The organism is Corynebacterium sp. L4757 (genome assembly GCF_043673995.1).
GTDB lineage: Bacteria > Actinomycetota > Actinomycetes > Mycobacteriales > Mycobacteriaceae > Corynebacterium.
Genome location: NZ_JBIMEN010000001.1, coordinates 380,892 through 396,416 on the forward strand (window position 1 = coordinate 380,892; position 15,525 = coordinate 396,416).

Annotated in this window: 14 protein-coding genes; 2 read left to right on the forward strand and 12 right to left on the reverse strand. The window is 55.4% G+C overall.

The genetic code is table 11. The annotated features are described in order from the left end of the window. Positions 1 to 13 precede the first annotated feature (13 nt). The gene (gene rplS, locus ACG98I_RS01765) at positions 14 to 358 is read right to left on the reverse strand and encodes a 50S ribosomal protein L19 (protein WP_394717815.1); all 345 of its coding nucleotides are present in this window, start codon (positions 356 to 358) and stop codon (positions 14 to 16) included. Positions 359 to 477: 119 nt separating this feature from the next. Next, complete coding sequence (locus tag ACG98I_RS01770; RefSeq protein WP_394717817.1) at positions 478 to 2,718, reverse strand: Tex family protein; 2,241 nt, start codon at positions 2,716 to 2,718, stop codon at positions 478 to 480. 254 nt (positions 2,719 to 2,972) lie between these two features. Between ACG98I_RS01770 and ACG98I_RS01775 the strand changes: the two genes are divergently transcribed. Beyond that, positions 2,973 to 4,178, forward strand: coding sequence for an RtcB family protein (locus ACG98I_RS01775; protein WP_394717819.1), 1,206 nt, complete (start codon positions 2,973 to 2,975; stop codon positions 4,176 to 4,178). On the opposite strand, the gene ACG98I_RS01780 is transcribed toward ACG98I_RS01775, so the two are convergent. The 4 genes from ACG98I_RS01780 to rpsP form a co-directional block, all read right to left on the reverse strand. Continuing rightward, the gene (locus tag ACG98I_RS01780) at positions 4,165 to 4,524 is read right to left on the reverse strand and encodes a hypothetical protein (RefSeq protein ID WP_394717821.1); all 360 of its coding nucleotides are present in this window, start codon (positions 4,522 to 4,524) and stop codon (positions 4,165 to 4,167) included. The two genes, ACG98I_RS01775 and ACG98I_RS01780, sit on opposite strands and share 14 nt — an antisense overlap. Continuing rightward, positions 4,509 to 5,360, reverse strand: coding sequence for a tRNA (guanosine(37)-N1)-methyltransferase TrmD (gene trmD / locus ACG98I_RS01785; protein WP_394717823.1), 852 nt, complete (start codon positions 5,358 to 5,360; stop codon positions 4,509 to 4,511). The genes ACG98I_RS01780 and trmD overlap by 16 nt, the downstream gene beginning before the upstream one ends. Beyond that, the gene (gene rimM, locus ACG98I_RS01790; protein ID WP_394717825.1) at positions 5,357 to 5,857 is read right to left on the reverse strand and encodes a ribosome maturation factor RimM; all 501 of its coding nucleotides are present in this window, start codon (positions 5,855 to 5,857) and stop codon (positions 5,357 to 5,359) included. Before rimM ends, trmD begins: the two co-directional genes overlap by 4 nt. Positions 5,858 to 5,934: 77 nt before the next feature. Then, the gene (rpsP, locus tag ACG98I_RS01795; RefSeq protein ID WP_394717827.1) at positions 5,935 to 6,414 is read right to left on the reverse strand and encodes a 30S ribosomal protein S16; all 480 of its coding nucleotides are present in this window, start codon (positions 6,412 to 6,414) and stop codon (positions 5,935 to 5,937) included. A gap of 312 nt (positions 6,415 to 6,726) precedes the next feature. Between rpsP and ACG98I_RS01800 the strand changes: the two genes are divergently transcribed. Continuing rightward, a complete protein-coding gene (locus tag ACG98I_RS01800; RefSeq protein ID WP_394717829.1) occupies positions 6,727 to 9,144 on the forward strand; it encodes an acyltransferase family protein in 2,418 nt (805 codons plus the stop codon). An 86-nt stretch (positions 9,145 to 9,230) separates the two neighbouring features. On the opposite strand, the gene ffh is transcribed toward ACG98I_RS01800, so the two are convergent. The 6 genes from ffh to ACG98I_RS01830 all read right to left on the reverse strand — a co-directional run bounded on the left by ffh (position 9,231) and on the right by ACG98I_RS01830 (position 15,525). Next, positions 9,231 to 10,865: a signal recognition particle protein gene (ffh, locus tag ACG98I_RS01805; RefSeq protein ID WP_394717831.1), complete on the reverse strand. Its 1,635-nt coding sequence runs from the start codon at positions 10,863 to 10,865 to the stop codon at positions 9,231 to 9,233. Between the two features lie 43 nt (positions 10,866 to 10,908). Then, the gene (locus tag ACG98I_RS01810; protein ID WP_394717833.1) at positions 10,909 to 13,038 is read right to left on the reverse strand and encodes a [protein-PII] uridylyltransferase; all 2,130 of its coding nucleotides are present in this window, start codon (positions 13,036 to 13,038) and stop codon (positions 10,909 to 10,911) included. Next, positions 13,001 to 13,339, reverse strand: coding sequence for a P-II family nitrogen regulator (locus ACG98I_RS01815; RefSeq protein ID WP_394717835.1), 339 nt, complete (start codon positions 13,337 to 13,339; stop codon positions 13,001 to 13,003). The genes ACG98I_RS01810 and ACG98I_RS01815 overlap by 38 nt, the downstream gene beginning before the upstream one ends. 6 nt (positions 13,340 to 13,345) lie before the next feature. Continuing rightward, on the reverse strand, positions 13,346 to 14,734 hold the full coding sequence (locus ACG98I_RS01820) for an ammonium transporter (protein ID WP_394717837.1): 1,389 nt from the start codon (positions 14,732 to 14,734) through the stop codon (positions 13,346 to 13,348). 147 nt (positions 14,735 to 14,881) lie between these two features. After that, entirely contained in the window at positions 14,882 to 15,271 is a 390-nt protein-coding gene (locus ACG98I_RS01825; protein WP_394717838.1) for a cation:proton antiporter, read from the reverse strand. Then, positions 15,271 to 15,525 (reverse strand): monovalent cation/H+ antiporter complex subunit F, encoded by a 255-nt coding sequence (locus tag ACG98I_RS01830; RefSeq protein ID WP_394717840.1) that lies wholly within the window; start codon positions 15,523 to 15,525, stop codon positions 15,271 to 15,273. Before ACG98I_RS01830 ends, ACG98I_RS01825 begins: the two co-directional genes overlap by 1 nt.

The window sequence follows — 15,525 nt, forward strand, 5'->3', positions numbered from 1 at the left end:
ATTTTTACATCGACTAGCGACGCTCCTTGATGCGAGCCTTCTTGCCGCGCAGATCGCGCAGGTAGTACAGCTTCGCACGGCGAACGCGGCCGCGACGGGAAACGGTGATGGACTCCAGGTTTGGAGAGTGTACTGGGAAAGTACGCTCTACACCGATGCCGAAGGAAACCTTACGAACGGTGAAGGTCTCACGAACCCCGGAACCCTGACGACGGATGCAAACGCCCTTGAAGAGCTGGGTACGCTGGTTGTTACCCTCGATAACCTTCACCTCAACGTCCAGGGTGTCACCTGGGCGGAAAGCTGGGATATCGTCGCGCAGGGAGGCTGCATCAACCTTGTCTAGAATGTTGCTCATAGCAATCCTTTTCAATTTGGGATAGAGGACCCAAGCGTAAAATAACTAACCGGTTCATATCCATCTACATAGAACAGTCTGTAATTTTGTCACAGGCTGCGCACTTATTCCAAATCTTTCTAGAAGCCCGCGTTCTTCAAGGCATCTGCCATCGAACCGCCTGGTGCCTTCTTTTGTGCCTTCTTCTTTTTCGGCGCGCTCTTCTGCGCACTCTTTTGTGGCTTTTCATCATTCAAGCGCAGCGTCAGACCGATGCGTTTGCGTTGGACGTCCACTTCCACGACCTTGACTTTGACGACTTCGCCAGAGCGCACAACCTCGTGCGGGTCGGAGACATAGGAATTGCTCATGGCCGAAATATGCACCAGTCCATCTTGGTGAACTCCGACATCCACGAAGGCACCAAAGGCAGCCACGTTAGTGACCGTGCCTTCCAAAATCATGCCCGGGGTGAGGTCAGAGATCTTCTCCACGCCTTCTTTGAAGGTTGCGGTCTTGAATTCTGGACGTGGGTCGCGGCCTGGTTTGTCCAGCTCCGCGATAATGTCGGTCACCGTTGGGATACCGAAGGTGTCATCGGCAAAGTCAGCCGGGTTCAATTTCTGCAGCGCTCGGGTATTGCCGACGAGATCGGGAGTAGAAAGGCCGGTTGCTTTCGCGATCTTTTCCACCACTGGGTAGGCCTCCGGGTGCACGGCGGACGCATCCAGTGGGTCTTTGCCGCCGGTGATCCGCAAGAATCCGGCAGCCTGTTCATAGGCCTTGGGTCCCAGACGTGGGACCTTCTTCAATTCCTTACGAGTTGTAAAGGTGCCATTGTCATTGCGGAAAGCCACGATATTGTCCGCAATGGTGGTGTTAATGCCGGCAACGCGCTCCAAAAGTGGCGCGGAAGCGGTGTTCAAATCTACGCCGACACCGTTAACGGCATCTTCGACCACGCCATCCAAAGTACGTGCAAGGGAAACCTGGTTCACGTCATGCTGGTATTGGCCCACGCCAATGGCCTTCGGGTCAATCTTGACCAGCTCTGCCAAAGGATCCTGCAGGCGGCGCGCAATCGAGACCGCACCGCGCAGGGAGACGTCCATGTCGGGGAATTCATCGGCAGCCAGCTGGGATGCCGAATAGACGGATGCGCCGGACTCGGACACCACGACTGGCATTGGGCGCTTGCCGCCGGCCTGCGCGATGAGGTCTGCTACTTCCCCAGCGAGCTTTTCTGATTCGCGTGATGCGGTGCCATTGCCCACTGCCAGCAAATCCACCGAGTGCGTAGCGCACAGGGTTGAGAGAGTTTTCACTGCCTGTGACCACTGGTTCTGCGGCTGGTGCGGATACACAATGGTGGTATCTAATACCTTGCCGGTGGCATCAACAACCGCGCACTTAACGCCATTGCGGTAGCCCGGATCAATGCCCAACGTCGCGCGCTGACCAGCAGGAGCCGCCAAGAGTACATCGCGTAGGTTGGTGGCAAAGACCTTCAGCGCGCCTTCTTCAGCGATTTCCTTCAGGCGCATACGCACGTCCAAACCCGCAGAGATATAGAGCTTCGTGCGCCAGCCCCAGCGCACAGCCTGGGCCAACCAGTCAGAGCTGCGGTCCAGATCAAAGCGCTCGGCAATCATGTGCTCATAGAGGTCATCATCGCCCGCATCGAGGTTGAGCTGCAAAATGCCTTCGGATTCACCACGCAAAAGAGCCAGGATGCGATGCGATGGCAAAGACGTGAAGTCTTCAGAGAACTCAAAGTAGTCCTTGAACTTTTCGCCCTCAGCTTCCTTGCCTGCCACAACGGAGGCCTGCATGGATCCAGAACTGAACATCTCTTCGCGGACCTTGCCCACAAGCTCCGCATCCAGTGCGCAGCGGTCCACCATAATGGCACGCGCGCCCTCGAGTGCCTTCTTCTCATCCTCAAAGCCCTCACACAGATAGTCCTTCGCCAGGCCGTTAGGGTCAGCTCTCGGATCAGCAATCAGGCGCTCAAGCAATGGTTCGAGTCCTGCTTCACGAGCAATATCTGCCTTGGTCTTGCGGCGCTTCTTATACGGCAGGTATAAGTCTTCCAACCGCGCCTTGGTGTCGCAGGAAAGGATGTCTTGACGCAGGTCATCGGTAAGCTTGCCCTGCTCTTCAATGGCTTCGAGGATTGCTTGTTTCCTATCCTCAAGCTCTTTGAGATAGCTCGCGCGGGTTTCAATGGTGCGCAGTTGCGTATCATCCAAACCACCGGTGACTTCCTTACGGTAGCGGGCAATAAAAGGAACCGTATTGCCTTCCGCGAGGAGCTTTAAAGCCGTTTCAACCTGGTTCTGAAGAACCCCAATTTCTTCTGCGATAGTCGCTGCAATCATTCGGATCAGTCTAGCAGCGATAAAATTTGGCCCACCTATTGCTTTAATTCCCGCGCATCTCTAGTGTTAGCTAGTGCGTGACATCAACAAGAAAGGAAACCGCCATGTATCTGCATCAGCAGCAACTAGGGTTCTTTTCGCATGCGCGCACAAGGTGTGTCTTTAGATAGATACACCTGTATTTCTCCCCCGGCGCAGCGAGCAAGCTGACGCCGGATTTTTCGTTTTCCACTTACTTTTAAGGAGCAAGACACATGTCTCGTTCACGCGGTTCCAAGCGGACCGCACCACGCAAATTCAATGACAAGATCCACGTTGAAGCTTTTGCTTCCGTGCTTGAGCCAGCCGTCATGACCCAGGCTGAGCAACTCGCATCCATGCCCTTTATTTATCCACACGTTGCCCTGATGCCGGATGCCCACGTGGGCATGGGGTCATCGGTAGGCACGGTCTTTGGCACCATCGGCGCCGTCATTCCCGCAGCAGTGGGCGTGGATATTGGTTGTGGCATGATCGGTGTGCGCACTGGATTTACCGCAGACGATCTGCCAAAGGACTTGATTCCGCTGCGCGATGAGATCGAAGAAGCCATTCCGCTGTCTCCTGGCAATTACAACCAGTGGCATCTTGAGGGAAGCGCTGACCGCCGAGTGCGTGAGCTTGCCCAGATGGCGGATGAGGACGGAATCGATCTTTCGCATTCCCCGAAATGGCGCCAGCAGCTGGGCTCTTTGGGCGGCGGCAATCACTTCGTTGAACTTTGCTTGGATGAACAAGACCGAGTGTGGATGTTCTTGCACTCAGGTTCACGCGGTGTGGGCAATAAGATTGCGCAGAAGCACATTGCGGCCGCGCAAGCACAGTGCGATAAGCACTGGGTGCGCCTGCCAGATAGGGACTTGGCCTACTTAACCGAAGGCACAGATGAGTTTGATTCTTACCTGAAGGAATTGGCGTGGGCGCAGCACTTTGCCTACCTCAACCGTGAAGAGATGATGGACCGCTTCTCTGATTGCTTGGCTGAGTTCATTGGCCGTGACGTTGTGGAGGAAGAGCGCATCAATTGCCACCACAATTACACAGTCAAAGAAGAACACTATGGCAAGGTAGTGTGGTTGACGCGTAAAGGCGCCGTGCTTGCCGATGCCGGCGTCAAGGCCCTTATTCCTGGCTCCATGGGTACGCGTTCCTACGTGGTTCAGGGCAAAGGTTTTGCACCGGCGCTGCGCTCGGCACCGCATGGCGCGGGCCGCAGGTTCTCCCGCACTGAGGCGCGCAAGCGGTTTACCGTGGAAGATTTGGAATCACGCATGGACGGCATTGTGTACCGCTCAGGCAAGGAATGGATTGATGAAATTCCCGATGCCTACAAGGACATCGACCAGGTCATGGAAGATGCTACGCAGCTAGTGGAGATTAAGCACGAGTTGCGCCAGGTCTTAAACGTTAAAGGGACTTAGTCCACGCCAGCGTTGTGCCCAGGCCGAATTCGGTATGTCCGATTTCAGCGGTGCCGTACCAGATGACTTCTGGTGGGAAAGCTTCAGCAATAGCGGTGGCGCATCGGTTTAATGGCAGTGCTGATTTGCCGTTAACGATGATGCGGTACACGTCCATACCAGCTGGGGCTTTTCCGTGGCGCTGCCAATATTCGTTGACTAAAATATTGTCGGTCTCGCACGCATTATAGAGCGATTCCACGGCGATATTATCAACGTCGATGTTCTCATTTGCGGGAATCTTCTGAAGAATATCGTCCCATTGTGATGAGAAGAGCAAGACTGAGAGATCTACGCTGATGTCCATCCAAGTCCTTCCAAGTATTTCTTATCAGCCTTATCGAGCTCGGCACCTTCAAGTAATTCAGGGCGGCGCTCAAAGGTCTTTTTCAAAGACTGCTCGCGACGCCACCGGTCCACCAGGCCATGATTGCCGGAAGTGAGTACTTCGGGGATTTCCAAATCGCGCCACACGCGCGGCTTGGTGTAGCTGGGCCCTTCTAATAATCCATCGGAGAAAGAATCTTCTTCATGGGAACGCTTATTACCCAGCACTCCTGGAATCAGGCGTACCACGGCTTCGGCGATGACAAGCACCGCTACTTCCCCACCGATGAGCACGTAGTCACCGATGGATACTTCACGCACGCGGTAACGATTATACGCGTCATCGATAACGCGCTGATCAATGCCTTCATAGCGACCACATGCAAAAACGATGTGCTCTTCATGGGAGAAGTCGCGGGCGTCTTGCTGCGTAAAAGGCTTACCCGTCGGGGTCGGAACAATCAGCAAGGGCAGGTGGGAATCATCACCACTCTTTTCATAGGAGTGGCCGGATTCTCCCGCCAGCTCATCATGGCGCGGGCGGTTTAAGTGCGGTTCGGCAGAATCAAGTTCTGTGCCCGCAACGGTGCCTGCAGCAACCTCGTCTAAGGCGGGACCCCAGACTTCTGGTTTCATGACCATGCCCGGTCCACCACCAGCTGGGGAAGCATCTACCGTTTTATGCACGCCCGTTGCCCAAGAACGCAGGTCATGCACACCCACCTGCAGGCGGCCCTGTTCAATGGCTTTGCCTAAAAGAGCATGGCGCAAAGGATCCAGGTACTCGGGGAAGATCGTGACAACATCTATCCTCACAGGTCTAACAGCCCCTCCGGTGGCGTAATGGTGCAGATTCCCTCATCGAGGTCCACCTCAGGAACGATTTCTTCCACGAATGGGATCAGCGCTTCCTTTCCACCTTCGAGCGTGACTTCCAGCAGGGACTGGGTGGGACCGTGGGTAACGCCGGTGACCTTGCCGATGGCTTTTCCATCCAGCACTACGTCAAGGCCTTCGAGTTCATGATCGTAGAAGCCTTCATCATCGTCTTCTTCGATTGGTTCGGCAAAGAATTGCACCCCGCGCAAAGAATCAGCCATCGTGCGATCTTTAACTTCCTCGAAAGTCAACAATAGGCGGCCTTTGTGTGCGCGCACCGTTTTGATGGTGAACTCATGTTCTTTATTTCCCTGCTTGCCGCGAAGTTGCGCGCCTGGGTAAAAGCGGTGCTCGGGGCTGTCGGTTGTCACGTCCACGGAAACTTCACCTTTAATACCGTGTGACTTAATGACACGACCAATCATTAATTCCATGTGTCCAAGCATAATAGAGTAAAAGCGCCGTCTCCCAATTGGGAAACGGCGCTTAAAGGTTTTGCGAAGTAATTAAATTACTCTGCGGACTCTTCCTCGGAAGACTCTTCGGCCTTAGCAGCTTCTGCGGCAGCGAGTTCAGCAGCAGCCTTAGCCTCTGCCTCTTCCTTTGCCTTAGCACGCTTTGCGGTGACAGCCTCAACGGAAGGACCGTTGTTAGCCTCAGCCAGTGCAGCGTTGAAGATGTCCAGCTTGGACTGCTTCTCTTCTGCAACCTTCAGGGTGCCCTCTGCGCCTGGCAGGCCCTTGGCCTTCTGCCAGTCACCGGTGATCTTCAGCAGAGCAAGAACTGGCTCGGTTGGCTGTGCGCCAACGCCGATCCAGTACTGAGCACGCTCGGAGTCGATCTGGATGAGGGATGGCTCTTCCTTCGGGTGGTAGATGCCGATGTTCTCGATTGCGCGGCCGGAACGGCGGGTGCGAGCGTCAGCGACGATGACGCGGTACTGTGCGTTACGGATCTTACCGATACGCTGAAGCTTAATCTTTGCAGCCATGGTTGGCTCCTTCTATATAAGTCACTGGGCAGTTCAGACACTTAAAATTTTCTTTAAGCCGGTTCAACCCTTGATGGTTTATTCTGCGTGTGACTGCCGGTCGACCGTAGTCGGTGGCGGCATAACGCAGTCGTGTGAATACACACAACCTGGAACATATTACAGCCTGTGATACTAATTCCCAAAACCGGCGTGGAGGAATATGAGTTCGCGACATTGACCGAGTAGTCTAGTCCACGAATTCCTGCCACTGAATGGACATCAGATTTTCTGCTGTACCACGCGAATAGATTCGGACCATATGATCTTAAAATGAGCACTGATGCAGCACGTAACTTCCGTTACCGTTATGACTTGGACGGACTTCGCGGTATTGCCATTGCCCTAGTGGTCTTCTATCACGTCTTCGTCGGCCGCGTATCTGGCGGCGTTGACGTGTTTTTGCTCCTCTCTGGGTATTTCTTCCTGGGCTCGCAACTGCGTTATGCCGGTAAACCAAATGCCTCTTTGAATCCCTGGTGGCCGATTTGGCGCACCCTGCGTAGGCTGCTGCCGGCACTCATCTTGGTTATTGGCGTGACCACGCTCTTGGTCTATTTTGTGACTCCGCAGCTGATGCGCACGGAGTTTACCCAGCAGATCACGGCAACGCTGTTCTACTACCAGAACTGGGAACTAGCACGTCAAGATGCTGATTATGCGGCAGCTTCTGCTGATACTTCCCCACTGCAGCACATGTGGTCCATGGCGGTTCAAGGCCAGTTCTATCTCATGGGCATTATTTTTGCCCTGCTGCTGGCATCAATCATGCGCTTTAAGCCAACTGGTGGGCTGCGCCCACAGCGCTTCCCCACCGTCAACCAGATTGCCGGCCCAATCCTGATCATCATCACGATTGTGTCTTTTGCTTATGCATCCCGCCATGGTCTTTTTGGCACCGGTGAAAACTACTACTCCACCTGGTCCCGCGCATGGGAGCTCACCTTAGGTGCGGTATTAGCCATCTATGGCTCAAAGATTCGGGTCTCAGTACTTCTGGGCAACATTATGTGCGTCGTGGGCCTTCTGGCTCTGTTTTTCACGGGCGCAATCATCGCGGATTCCACCGCATATCCTGGACCACTTTCGTTGCTGCCGCTTGGCGGCGCGGTACTCATCATTATCGGTGGTGGTGCCGGCGGCAAGATGTCCGGCATCATGGCATCCAAGACTGCCCGCTGGTTCGGCGACATTGCGTACTCTCTGTACCTCTGGCACTGGCCGCTGTTGATTCTGTCTACCTCCGCACTCGGGCTTGCTACCCCACCATGGTGGCTGGGCGTTATTATCATCGCGGTCTCCCTGCTGCTAGCAGACCTCACGCACCGCTTCATCGAAAAGCCCCTGCGTCAGCGCACCAAGCGTCCAATGGCAGATGATATGCCAGTCAATCACGCGCGTTCTTCACTCCAGCAACGTCCTGGACAGTTACGCGCGGTCGGCGGTGCGGTGGTGGCTGCATCCATGGTCGCTTTGCTCATGGTGCAACCCATGTGGCTGCGCACTATTCAGGGCGCTGAAGGAGAAACCCTCGATCCGGCTACATATCCAGGCGTGATGGCACACTTTGGTGCTGATGTTCCCGAAGTTCAGTCCTTGGAGCCAGACCCAATTTTGGTCGGTGGCATCATGCCACCGGTCTCCACCGTGCATTGTTTCATCGCTAAGGATGCCCCGGCTGACTTCTTCCTCGACACCGACGTTAATGGTCAGCCATGTATCTTCGGTGACGCTGACGCGGACTACACGGTCTATCTGGTGGGCGGCTCCCACGCTGAGCAGTGGTCTTCGGGCTTGGATAAGCTCGGCAAGCAAATGGGCTTCAAATTGGTGCCGCTTCTGCGCCAGGACTGCCCGATCGAACTGGGCGATACCTCCGGTGTCACCCCGGTATGTGCCGAATGGGGCGAATTGGCGATGGATAAAATCCTGGAGGCCGACCCAGACTTGGTCATCTCCAATACCACTCGCCCACAGGGCGAATATGGTCACGGCCCCGATATGGTTCCGGCCGGATACGCCGGTTTCTGGGAAGGACTAGCCGCAGCCGGCATCCCATTCATGGGTCTGCGCGATAATCCTTGGAGCTTCGATGAAGAAGGCATGGCGCGTGAATTCGATGAGTGCTTTGTTGCTACTGAAGACCCGATTGGCTGTGGCATGGCGCGTGAACGCGTCTACACGCCTTTTGACCCAGCTGAAGAGATTCTGTCGAATCTTCCGAATATGGTCTCAGTAGATACGTCGAATTGGTTCTGTGACGCCACCTGGTGCCCGGTTGTTATTGGCAACACCATGGTCTATCGCGACATGCACCATATCTCCAATGCCTTTGCTGATTCAGCGATGCCGCTCTTTGCTGACTACATCGGCGCTTTCATGGCCGGTGAGCCAATGCCTGAGCCACGCGAGCCCAGCTTCGACCCCGCACCGAATCCTGAACCCGGCTTGCCGGGAAATGAGTATCCAGGTGGCGAGCAAGCTCCCGTAGAGATGCTGCCGGGCGAAGAGGTACCGCCGGTCTACCAGGACGCGCCTCCTGCCGAAGAAGCCCCGCCTGTAGAACAAGCTCCACCCGCCGAGGTATCACCAGCTGAGGTTCCGCCCGCTGAAGCTCCACCTGCAGTGGGTTCTCCAGAAGGCGCAGTTCCCTATGAGCCTGCTCCGGGCGAGTTCGTTCCGGCTCCATAAAGCAGGAAGCCTTCAAATAGTTAAAGCTCGAGCCCCTGACCAATGATTGTCAGGGGCTCGAGCTTTGTGCTTAAGCAGCAGGGTATTTACTTATCGAACTTGAGGTTATTCAAGTCGATATTTTCCATGCCCTTGGGCAGCTTATTGCCCATTCCTGGGAAACCGCCGCCTTGGCCGCCCATCTGATCTTGCAGCTTCTGTAGCTCCTCCATGGAAGGCATTCCGCCGCCGCCAGGCATACCCGGCATGCCGCCTGGCATTCCTGGCATACCACCTGGCATTCCGCCACCGCGTGAAGGGCCTTTAGCCTTCTTGCGCTTGCCATTTTTGCCCTTACGGCCCTTTGGCTTCTTCTTGGTGGCAGAACGTCCACCGCCGCCCATGCCGAATTGGCCCGCCATCTTAGACATCATCTTCTTCGCTTCATTGAAGCGCTCAATAAGCTGATTAACGTCAGCGACTTCAACACCAGAACCAAGCGCAATACGCTTGCGGCGGGAAGCATTGAGGATCTTAGGGTTCTCACGCTCCTGCGGGGTCATACCGCGGATGATGGCCTGGATGCGGTCGATCTGCTTCTCATCGACCATATCGGCCATCTCGCTCATCTGCTTGCCACCCGGCATCATCTTGAGCAAGTTACCGATTGGGCCCATCTTGCGGACCATCAATAGCTGATCAAGGAAGTCATCCAAGGTGAGCTCACCGGAGCCGAGCTTGCGCGCCGCATCCTCTGCCTTCTCGTGGTCCATGGTGGCTTCAGCCTGCTCAATGAGGCTGAGCATATCGCCCATACCGAGGATTCGGCTGGCCATGCGTTCTGGGTGGAAGACATCGAAGTTCTCCAGCTTCTCACCCGTAGACGCGAACATGATGGGCTTGCCGGTGACTTCACGGATAGATAGTGCTGCACCACCGCGGGCGTCACCATCCAGCTTGGTCAATACAACACCGGTGAAGTCCACGCCATCACGGAAAGCTTCGGCTGTGGAGACAGCGTCTTGACCAATCATCGAGTCAATGACGAAAAGGACTTCATCTGGGTTGACGGCATCACGAATATTGCGCGCCTGAGTCATCAGGGTTTCATCAATACCCAAACGACCCGCGGTATCGATGATGACCACGTCATGCTGGGAGCGCTTTGCTTCCTCAATACCGGACTGCGCAACCTGAACCGGGTCACCAGTAGAGGTACCCATCTCATGGTCATGCGCATCCACGGAGGTACCGGCATCAGGCGCGAAAGTCTTCACGCCGGCGCGCTCACCAACAATCTGCAGCTGCTGAACTGCGCCTGGGCGCTGCAAGTCACAGGCCACCAACATTGGCGTGTGGCCTTGGCCAGCGAGATGCTTAGCCAATTTACCCGCCAGGGTGGTCTTACCAGCACCCTGCAGACCGGCCAGCATAATAACCGTTGGCGGGTTCTTCGCCATCTGCAGTCGGCGGGTTTCACCACCGAGGATGGTGACCAGCTCTTCATTGACAATCTTGATAACTTGCTGAGCAGGGTTCAGCGCTTCGGAGACCTCTGCGCCAACAGCGCGTTCTTTAATACGCTTGATGAACCCGCGCACGACGGACAAAGACACGTCGGCTTCAAGGAGCGCAAGACGAATTTCACGCGCAGTGGCGTTGATGTCCGCCTCGGTCAGCTTGCCTTTGGCGCGCAGACCTTTCAGCGTCGTTTGTAAGCGATCTGATAGTGACTCGAACACTTAAGCACATCTTTTCGTTCGGGAACTGTTTAACTCCCCTAGCTTAGCCGCCAGATAGTGCTTCGGTCACATTCCTCGCTAGTCCGGCACGAGAAATTGTTTCATTCATCGCCGCTTGGACCACCATCGTGGCGCCAGGAGAGGTCATCGTCAACCATTTTACATCAGGTAATTTACCAATCACATGCCCTAAAGCCGCACGTTGATCGACCGTGCGCACCTCAAATACTCCACCGACTTGCCAATTCGCAGTCGATGGCACCTTTTCAATATTGGGTAGTACTGAGTACACACCCGATTTATAGGCTTGAACGAATCGCTCTTCATTAGCGGCACGCTCTAAGCGTTCATGCAGGGCACGAATCTTGAATTCGGCAGAATAAGTGCCATTTTCTTCGCGCACCATGGCTGCCGAAGTAATGATCCACCCCAGCGCTGCCACGACAGCAAGCACACGCACCACCTCGCGCTGATAAGAACCATGCCAGGTAATGGTAAGAATCTGGTTCTCCCAGTCGGTACGCATGCCAATCTCATCAGGTGCATAAACCCGCGGTTTGGCTGGGACAAAGGTATCCAGCATGTCCAGGCTGCGGCCGGAAAGCTGGTGCACAGCCGCTGCTATCCGATGATTCCATACCCCCGGACCAGTCGCCTTCGAGTCCGCCTCAGTCAACACCGTCAGCATCGAAAGTGTCAGCGGGTCATAATGCACGGCATCGAGCACCAAGTTACGCGCTTCATCGGAAGCTGGATCCATGCGCGCAGCCAGGCGTGAGAGCGTGGTGTGCTCAGCCACGAGTGTTTGCACACGCATCCGGTCAGCAAGGTTGAGCCCCATCTTTTGCGCCATGCGCGCGACCATCTCCGCGCCCACCTGTTCATGGGGCCGGCCATAGCCTTTCCCGATGTCATGGAAGAGTGCGCCAAGCAGGAGCAAATCTGGACGAGCCACGGTGGTGCGTACCGCTGAACAGCGCGATACGGTTTCCACGGAGTGAAAGTCAATAGTGTGCGAATGTGTGCGCTCACGTGGGAGGACGCCACGAATGTGGTTCCACTCCGGAACGAACCTTTCCCAGAGGCCATGCTGGTCCATCTCAATAATGACCTCGGGGCTGGTTAACAGCGTGAAGAAGTCATCCACGCTCGCTCGCGGCCACCGCGGCGGCAACGCTGGGGTGGACTTGAGGAGATTCCACACGCCACTTTTGACCGGGTTGCCCGTGCGCGCGGTGGCAGCCGCCACGCGCAGAACCAAGCCTGGGTCATCAAGGTTCGCATTGCGCGCGAGGGTGATATATCCGCTTTCATCCACCACATCGACATCCAGCGGTTTGCGCACGGAGTGCTTGGTGCGCCTGGATACCAGCCCGCGTGCGGTGGACAGCCCTCGCTCAACCGCGGTACTGATTGTGGTCGCAGCCTGCGCGAGTTCGGCTGAGAGCTCATAGCGGTCTTTGAAACCTAGGTCATCAGCAATCTCTGCTGCGAATTCCGGCTCCAAAGTATCGCGGTGCCGGCGCGAATGCGCATGCAAGAGGGTGCGAATATCCAATAAGAGATTGCGTTCGGCGGTGAGGTCCGGAGCATCGCAGAGATAACCAAGCGCCAGTGCCCGCAACAGCTGAATATCACGCAATCCCCCGCGGCCATTTTTGATCTCTGGCCGCGTCATGGACGCAATCGGTCCCGCCATGCGCCAACGCTCAATAGAAGAGTCGAGGAATTTATCAAAGTTCTTCTGCAAAGACACCCGCCAAGTGGCATAAAGCTTGGCCCGTGCTTCATCAACCAGCTGCTTATTGCCCGCCAGAAAGGTCAGGTCCAATTGGCTCAATGCCGCAGTGGTGTCAGTAATCGAGGCACACTCATCAGGGGTGCGCACCGCATAATCCAGGTGGTACTTCGCATCCCAGATGGGATACCACAACGCACTAATCGCTTCATCAGTGAGTTTCTCACCAGGGGCATGGATTAACACCAAGTCCATGTCCGAATAGGAAGTCATCTCACGCCGCGCCAAAGAACCGGTGGCCGCTAGTGCCGTATGTGGCGGGATCGTGAGGTCGTCGATCAACAATCGCGCTGAGGAATAAGCCTCAGCGCGAATTGCGTGCGGGTCTAAAATCACGTTAGACAGCGTCTTCGCCACGTTCTCCGGTGCGGACACGAACGACCTCTTCAATAGGGGAAATCCACAGCTTGCCATCACCGATCTTGCCGGTGTAGGCCGCCTCGATGATCGCGTTGGCTACCTCATCCACGCGGTCATCGGCGATAAGAATCTCGAGCTTGATCTTAGGTACAAAGTCCGTGGCGTATTCTGCGCCGCGGTAGACCTCGTTGTGTCCGCGCTGCTGGCCATAGCCCTGAACTTCCGTCACGGTCAGACCGTGGACGTTGATTTGTTCCAGAGCTTGGCGCACATCCGGCAACGTGAAGGGTTTGAGAACTGCAGTAATCAGTTTCATGGTGTTTTACTCCTTGATATCTGTGCGGGATGGAAGTGTCGGCGCTTGACCACTTCTGTCTATAGTAGCGCCTGAAGTTGCAAAAGTATTGCCCCCGGGTAGGTCATATGCGGTTTCGCGGTGTTGGGCAAAGTCGATGCCATTGACTTCATCCTCTTTATCCACGCGCCACCCCATGGTCTTAGCCAGGACAAGTGCAATGAGATAGGTCAGGACACCGGCGAAGAGCATCGCGACAACCGCAATAACAATTTGAACGATGAGCAATTGCAGACCATAGGTGAAGTTGTCCGTCAGCATTCCGCCTTCGGTGGCAAAAAGTGCAACGCCCACGGTGCCCCACAGGCCTGCCACTAGGTGGACGCCCACGACATCCAAAGAATCATCGAAGCCGAACTTGTACTTCAAGCCAACGCCGTAGCAAGCCAGGATGCCGCCAATAAATCCTAAGATGAGCGAGGTCAGAGGATTCAGCGCGCCGGCAGCCGGGGTAATTGTCACCAGGCCTGCCACCACACCTGAGGCGGCGCCCAGGGAGGTTGCTGCCTTGTCGCGAATGGTTTCAATGAGCATCCAGCCGAGCATCGCTGCGGCAGTCGCCGCGGTGGTGTTCAACCATGCTAGGCCCGCGAGACCATCGGCAGCGAATGCGGAGCCACCGTTGAAACCAAACCAGCCGAACCAGAGCAGGGCTGCACCGAGCATGGTGAATGGCAGGTTATGAGGGCGCGCCGGACTTTTAGGAAAGCTTGCGCGCTTGCCAATGACCAGCGAGAGCACCAGCGCCGCAGTACCCGCGGAGATGTGCACGACTACACCGCCGGCGAAGTCAATCGGAGCGACTACCGCTTCCCCACCTTCAGTGCCAAAAAGCCAGGAAGAGATGGACTGCTCAGCGTGTGAGAGCAATCCTCCACCCCAGACCATGTGTGCCAACGGAAAGTAGACCAGGGTTGCCCAGGCTCCGGAAAAGACGAGCCAGGTGGAGAACTTCACACGCTCAGCCAAAGCGCCGGAAATCAGTGCGGTGGAAATGACCGCGAAGGTGAGCTGGAACCCGATGTCAATGACATTGGCATAACCGGAAGCGCCAGCCACGTAGTTGCCGGCCTCATCCACAATTTGGCCGTTTAGTCCGAAGAATTCAAAGGGATTGGCCACGATACCGAAGAGGCTGTGGGTGCCGTAGGACATGGACCAGCCCCACAAAATGTAGGTCACGGACACCACGCCTAAGGTGCCAAAGCTCATCATCATGATGTTCATGACGCTGCGGCGTGAGGACATTCCGCCATAGAACAATGCAAGGGCCGGGGTCATGAGCAATACCAGCGATGCGGCAATAAGCATCCAGGCGGCATTACCCGAGGTGGACATGAGGTCATCGGGGGTCATAATAGTCCACTTTCTATAGTTTGATAGGTACCGTTTTAGAATATCTATCACACTATAGAATAGGTAGCCTTTGTGACCTAAACAACACAAAAAGCCAGTGCGCACGGCACTGGCTTTTTATGTTGTTTGTATGGAAGAGGAGGACTTCTAAGAAAGCCTATCCATCTGGTCATCGCGCATAAATTGCTCACGCGCCAAAGCTTCTGGATCCCCATAATATGGGTCTGCCTCATTGAATTTACAGTCGACAATTTCCACGCGGCGCAGCATTGCAGCACGCGAGATCAGAATGGAACCAATCGCGGAAGTACCCAGCAGCAAAATAATTGCGGCGATGCCAACCAGCACATTCCACCAGCTTGGATCACGCATGAAAGCACCAATCAGGATGAAGGTCACGCCGAAACCGGAGGCAGTCGACAGCACCGAGATACGCGCATAAGCGTCACGGAAGCTCAACATGCCAGCGGCACAGACCGCGAAGTTAAAAGCGCCCAGAACGAGGAAAATATCTGAGATGATTTCCAGGATTCCCATTAGCGCTCACCTCGCATAAGTGCACGGGACAGTGAGACTGCACCGAGGAAGCCTACGACGGATGCCACCAGCACCAAGTCAAAGGTGAATCCGGATTCTTTCCTCATACCCACCAGGGCGACGAGTGCAACGAGGACGAAAAGGAGTGCATCGGCAGCTGAAACGCGGTCAGCACGAGTCGGACCAATCAGCATTCGGTATGCGGCAGGGATGATGGACAACACCACCACCACGATTGCAATATCTAAAACCAT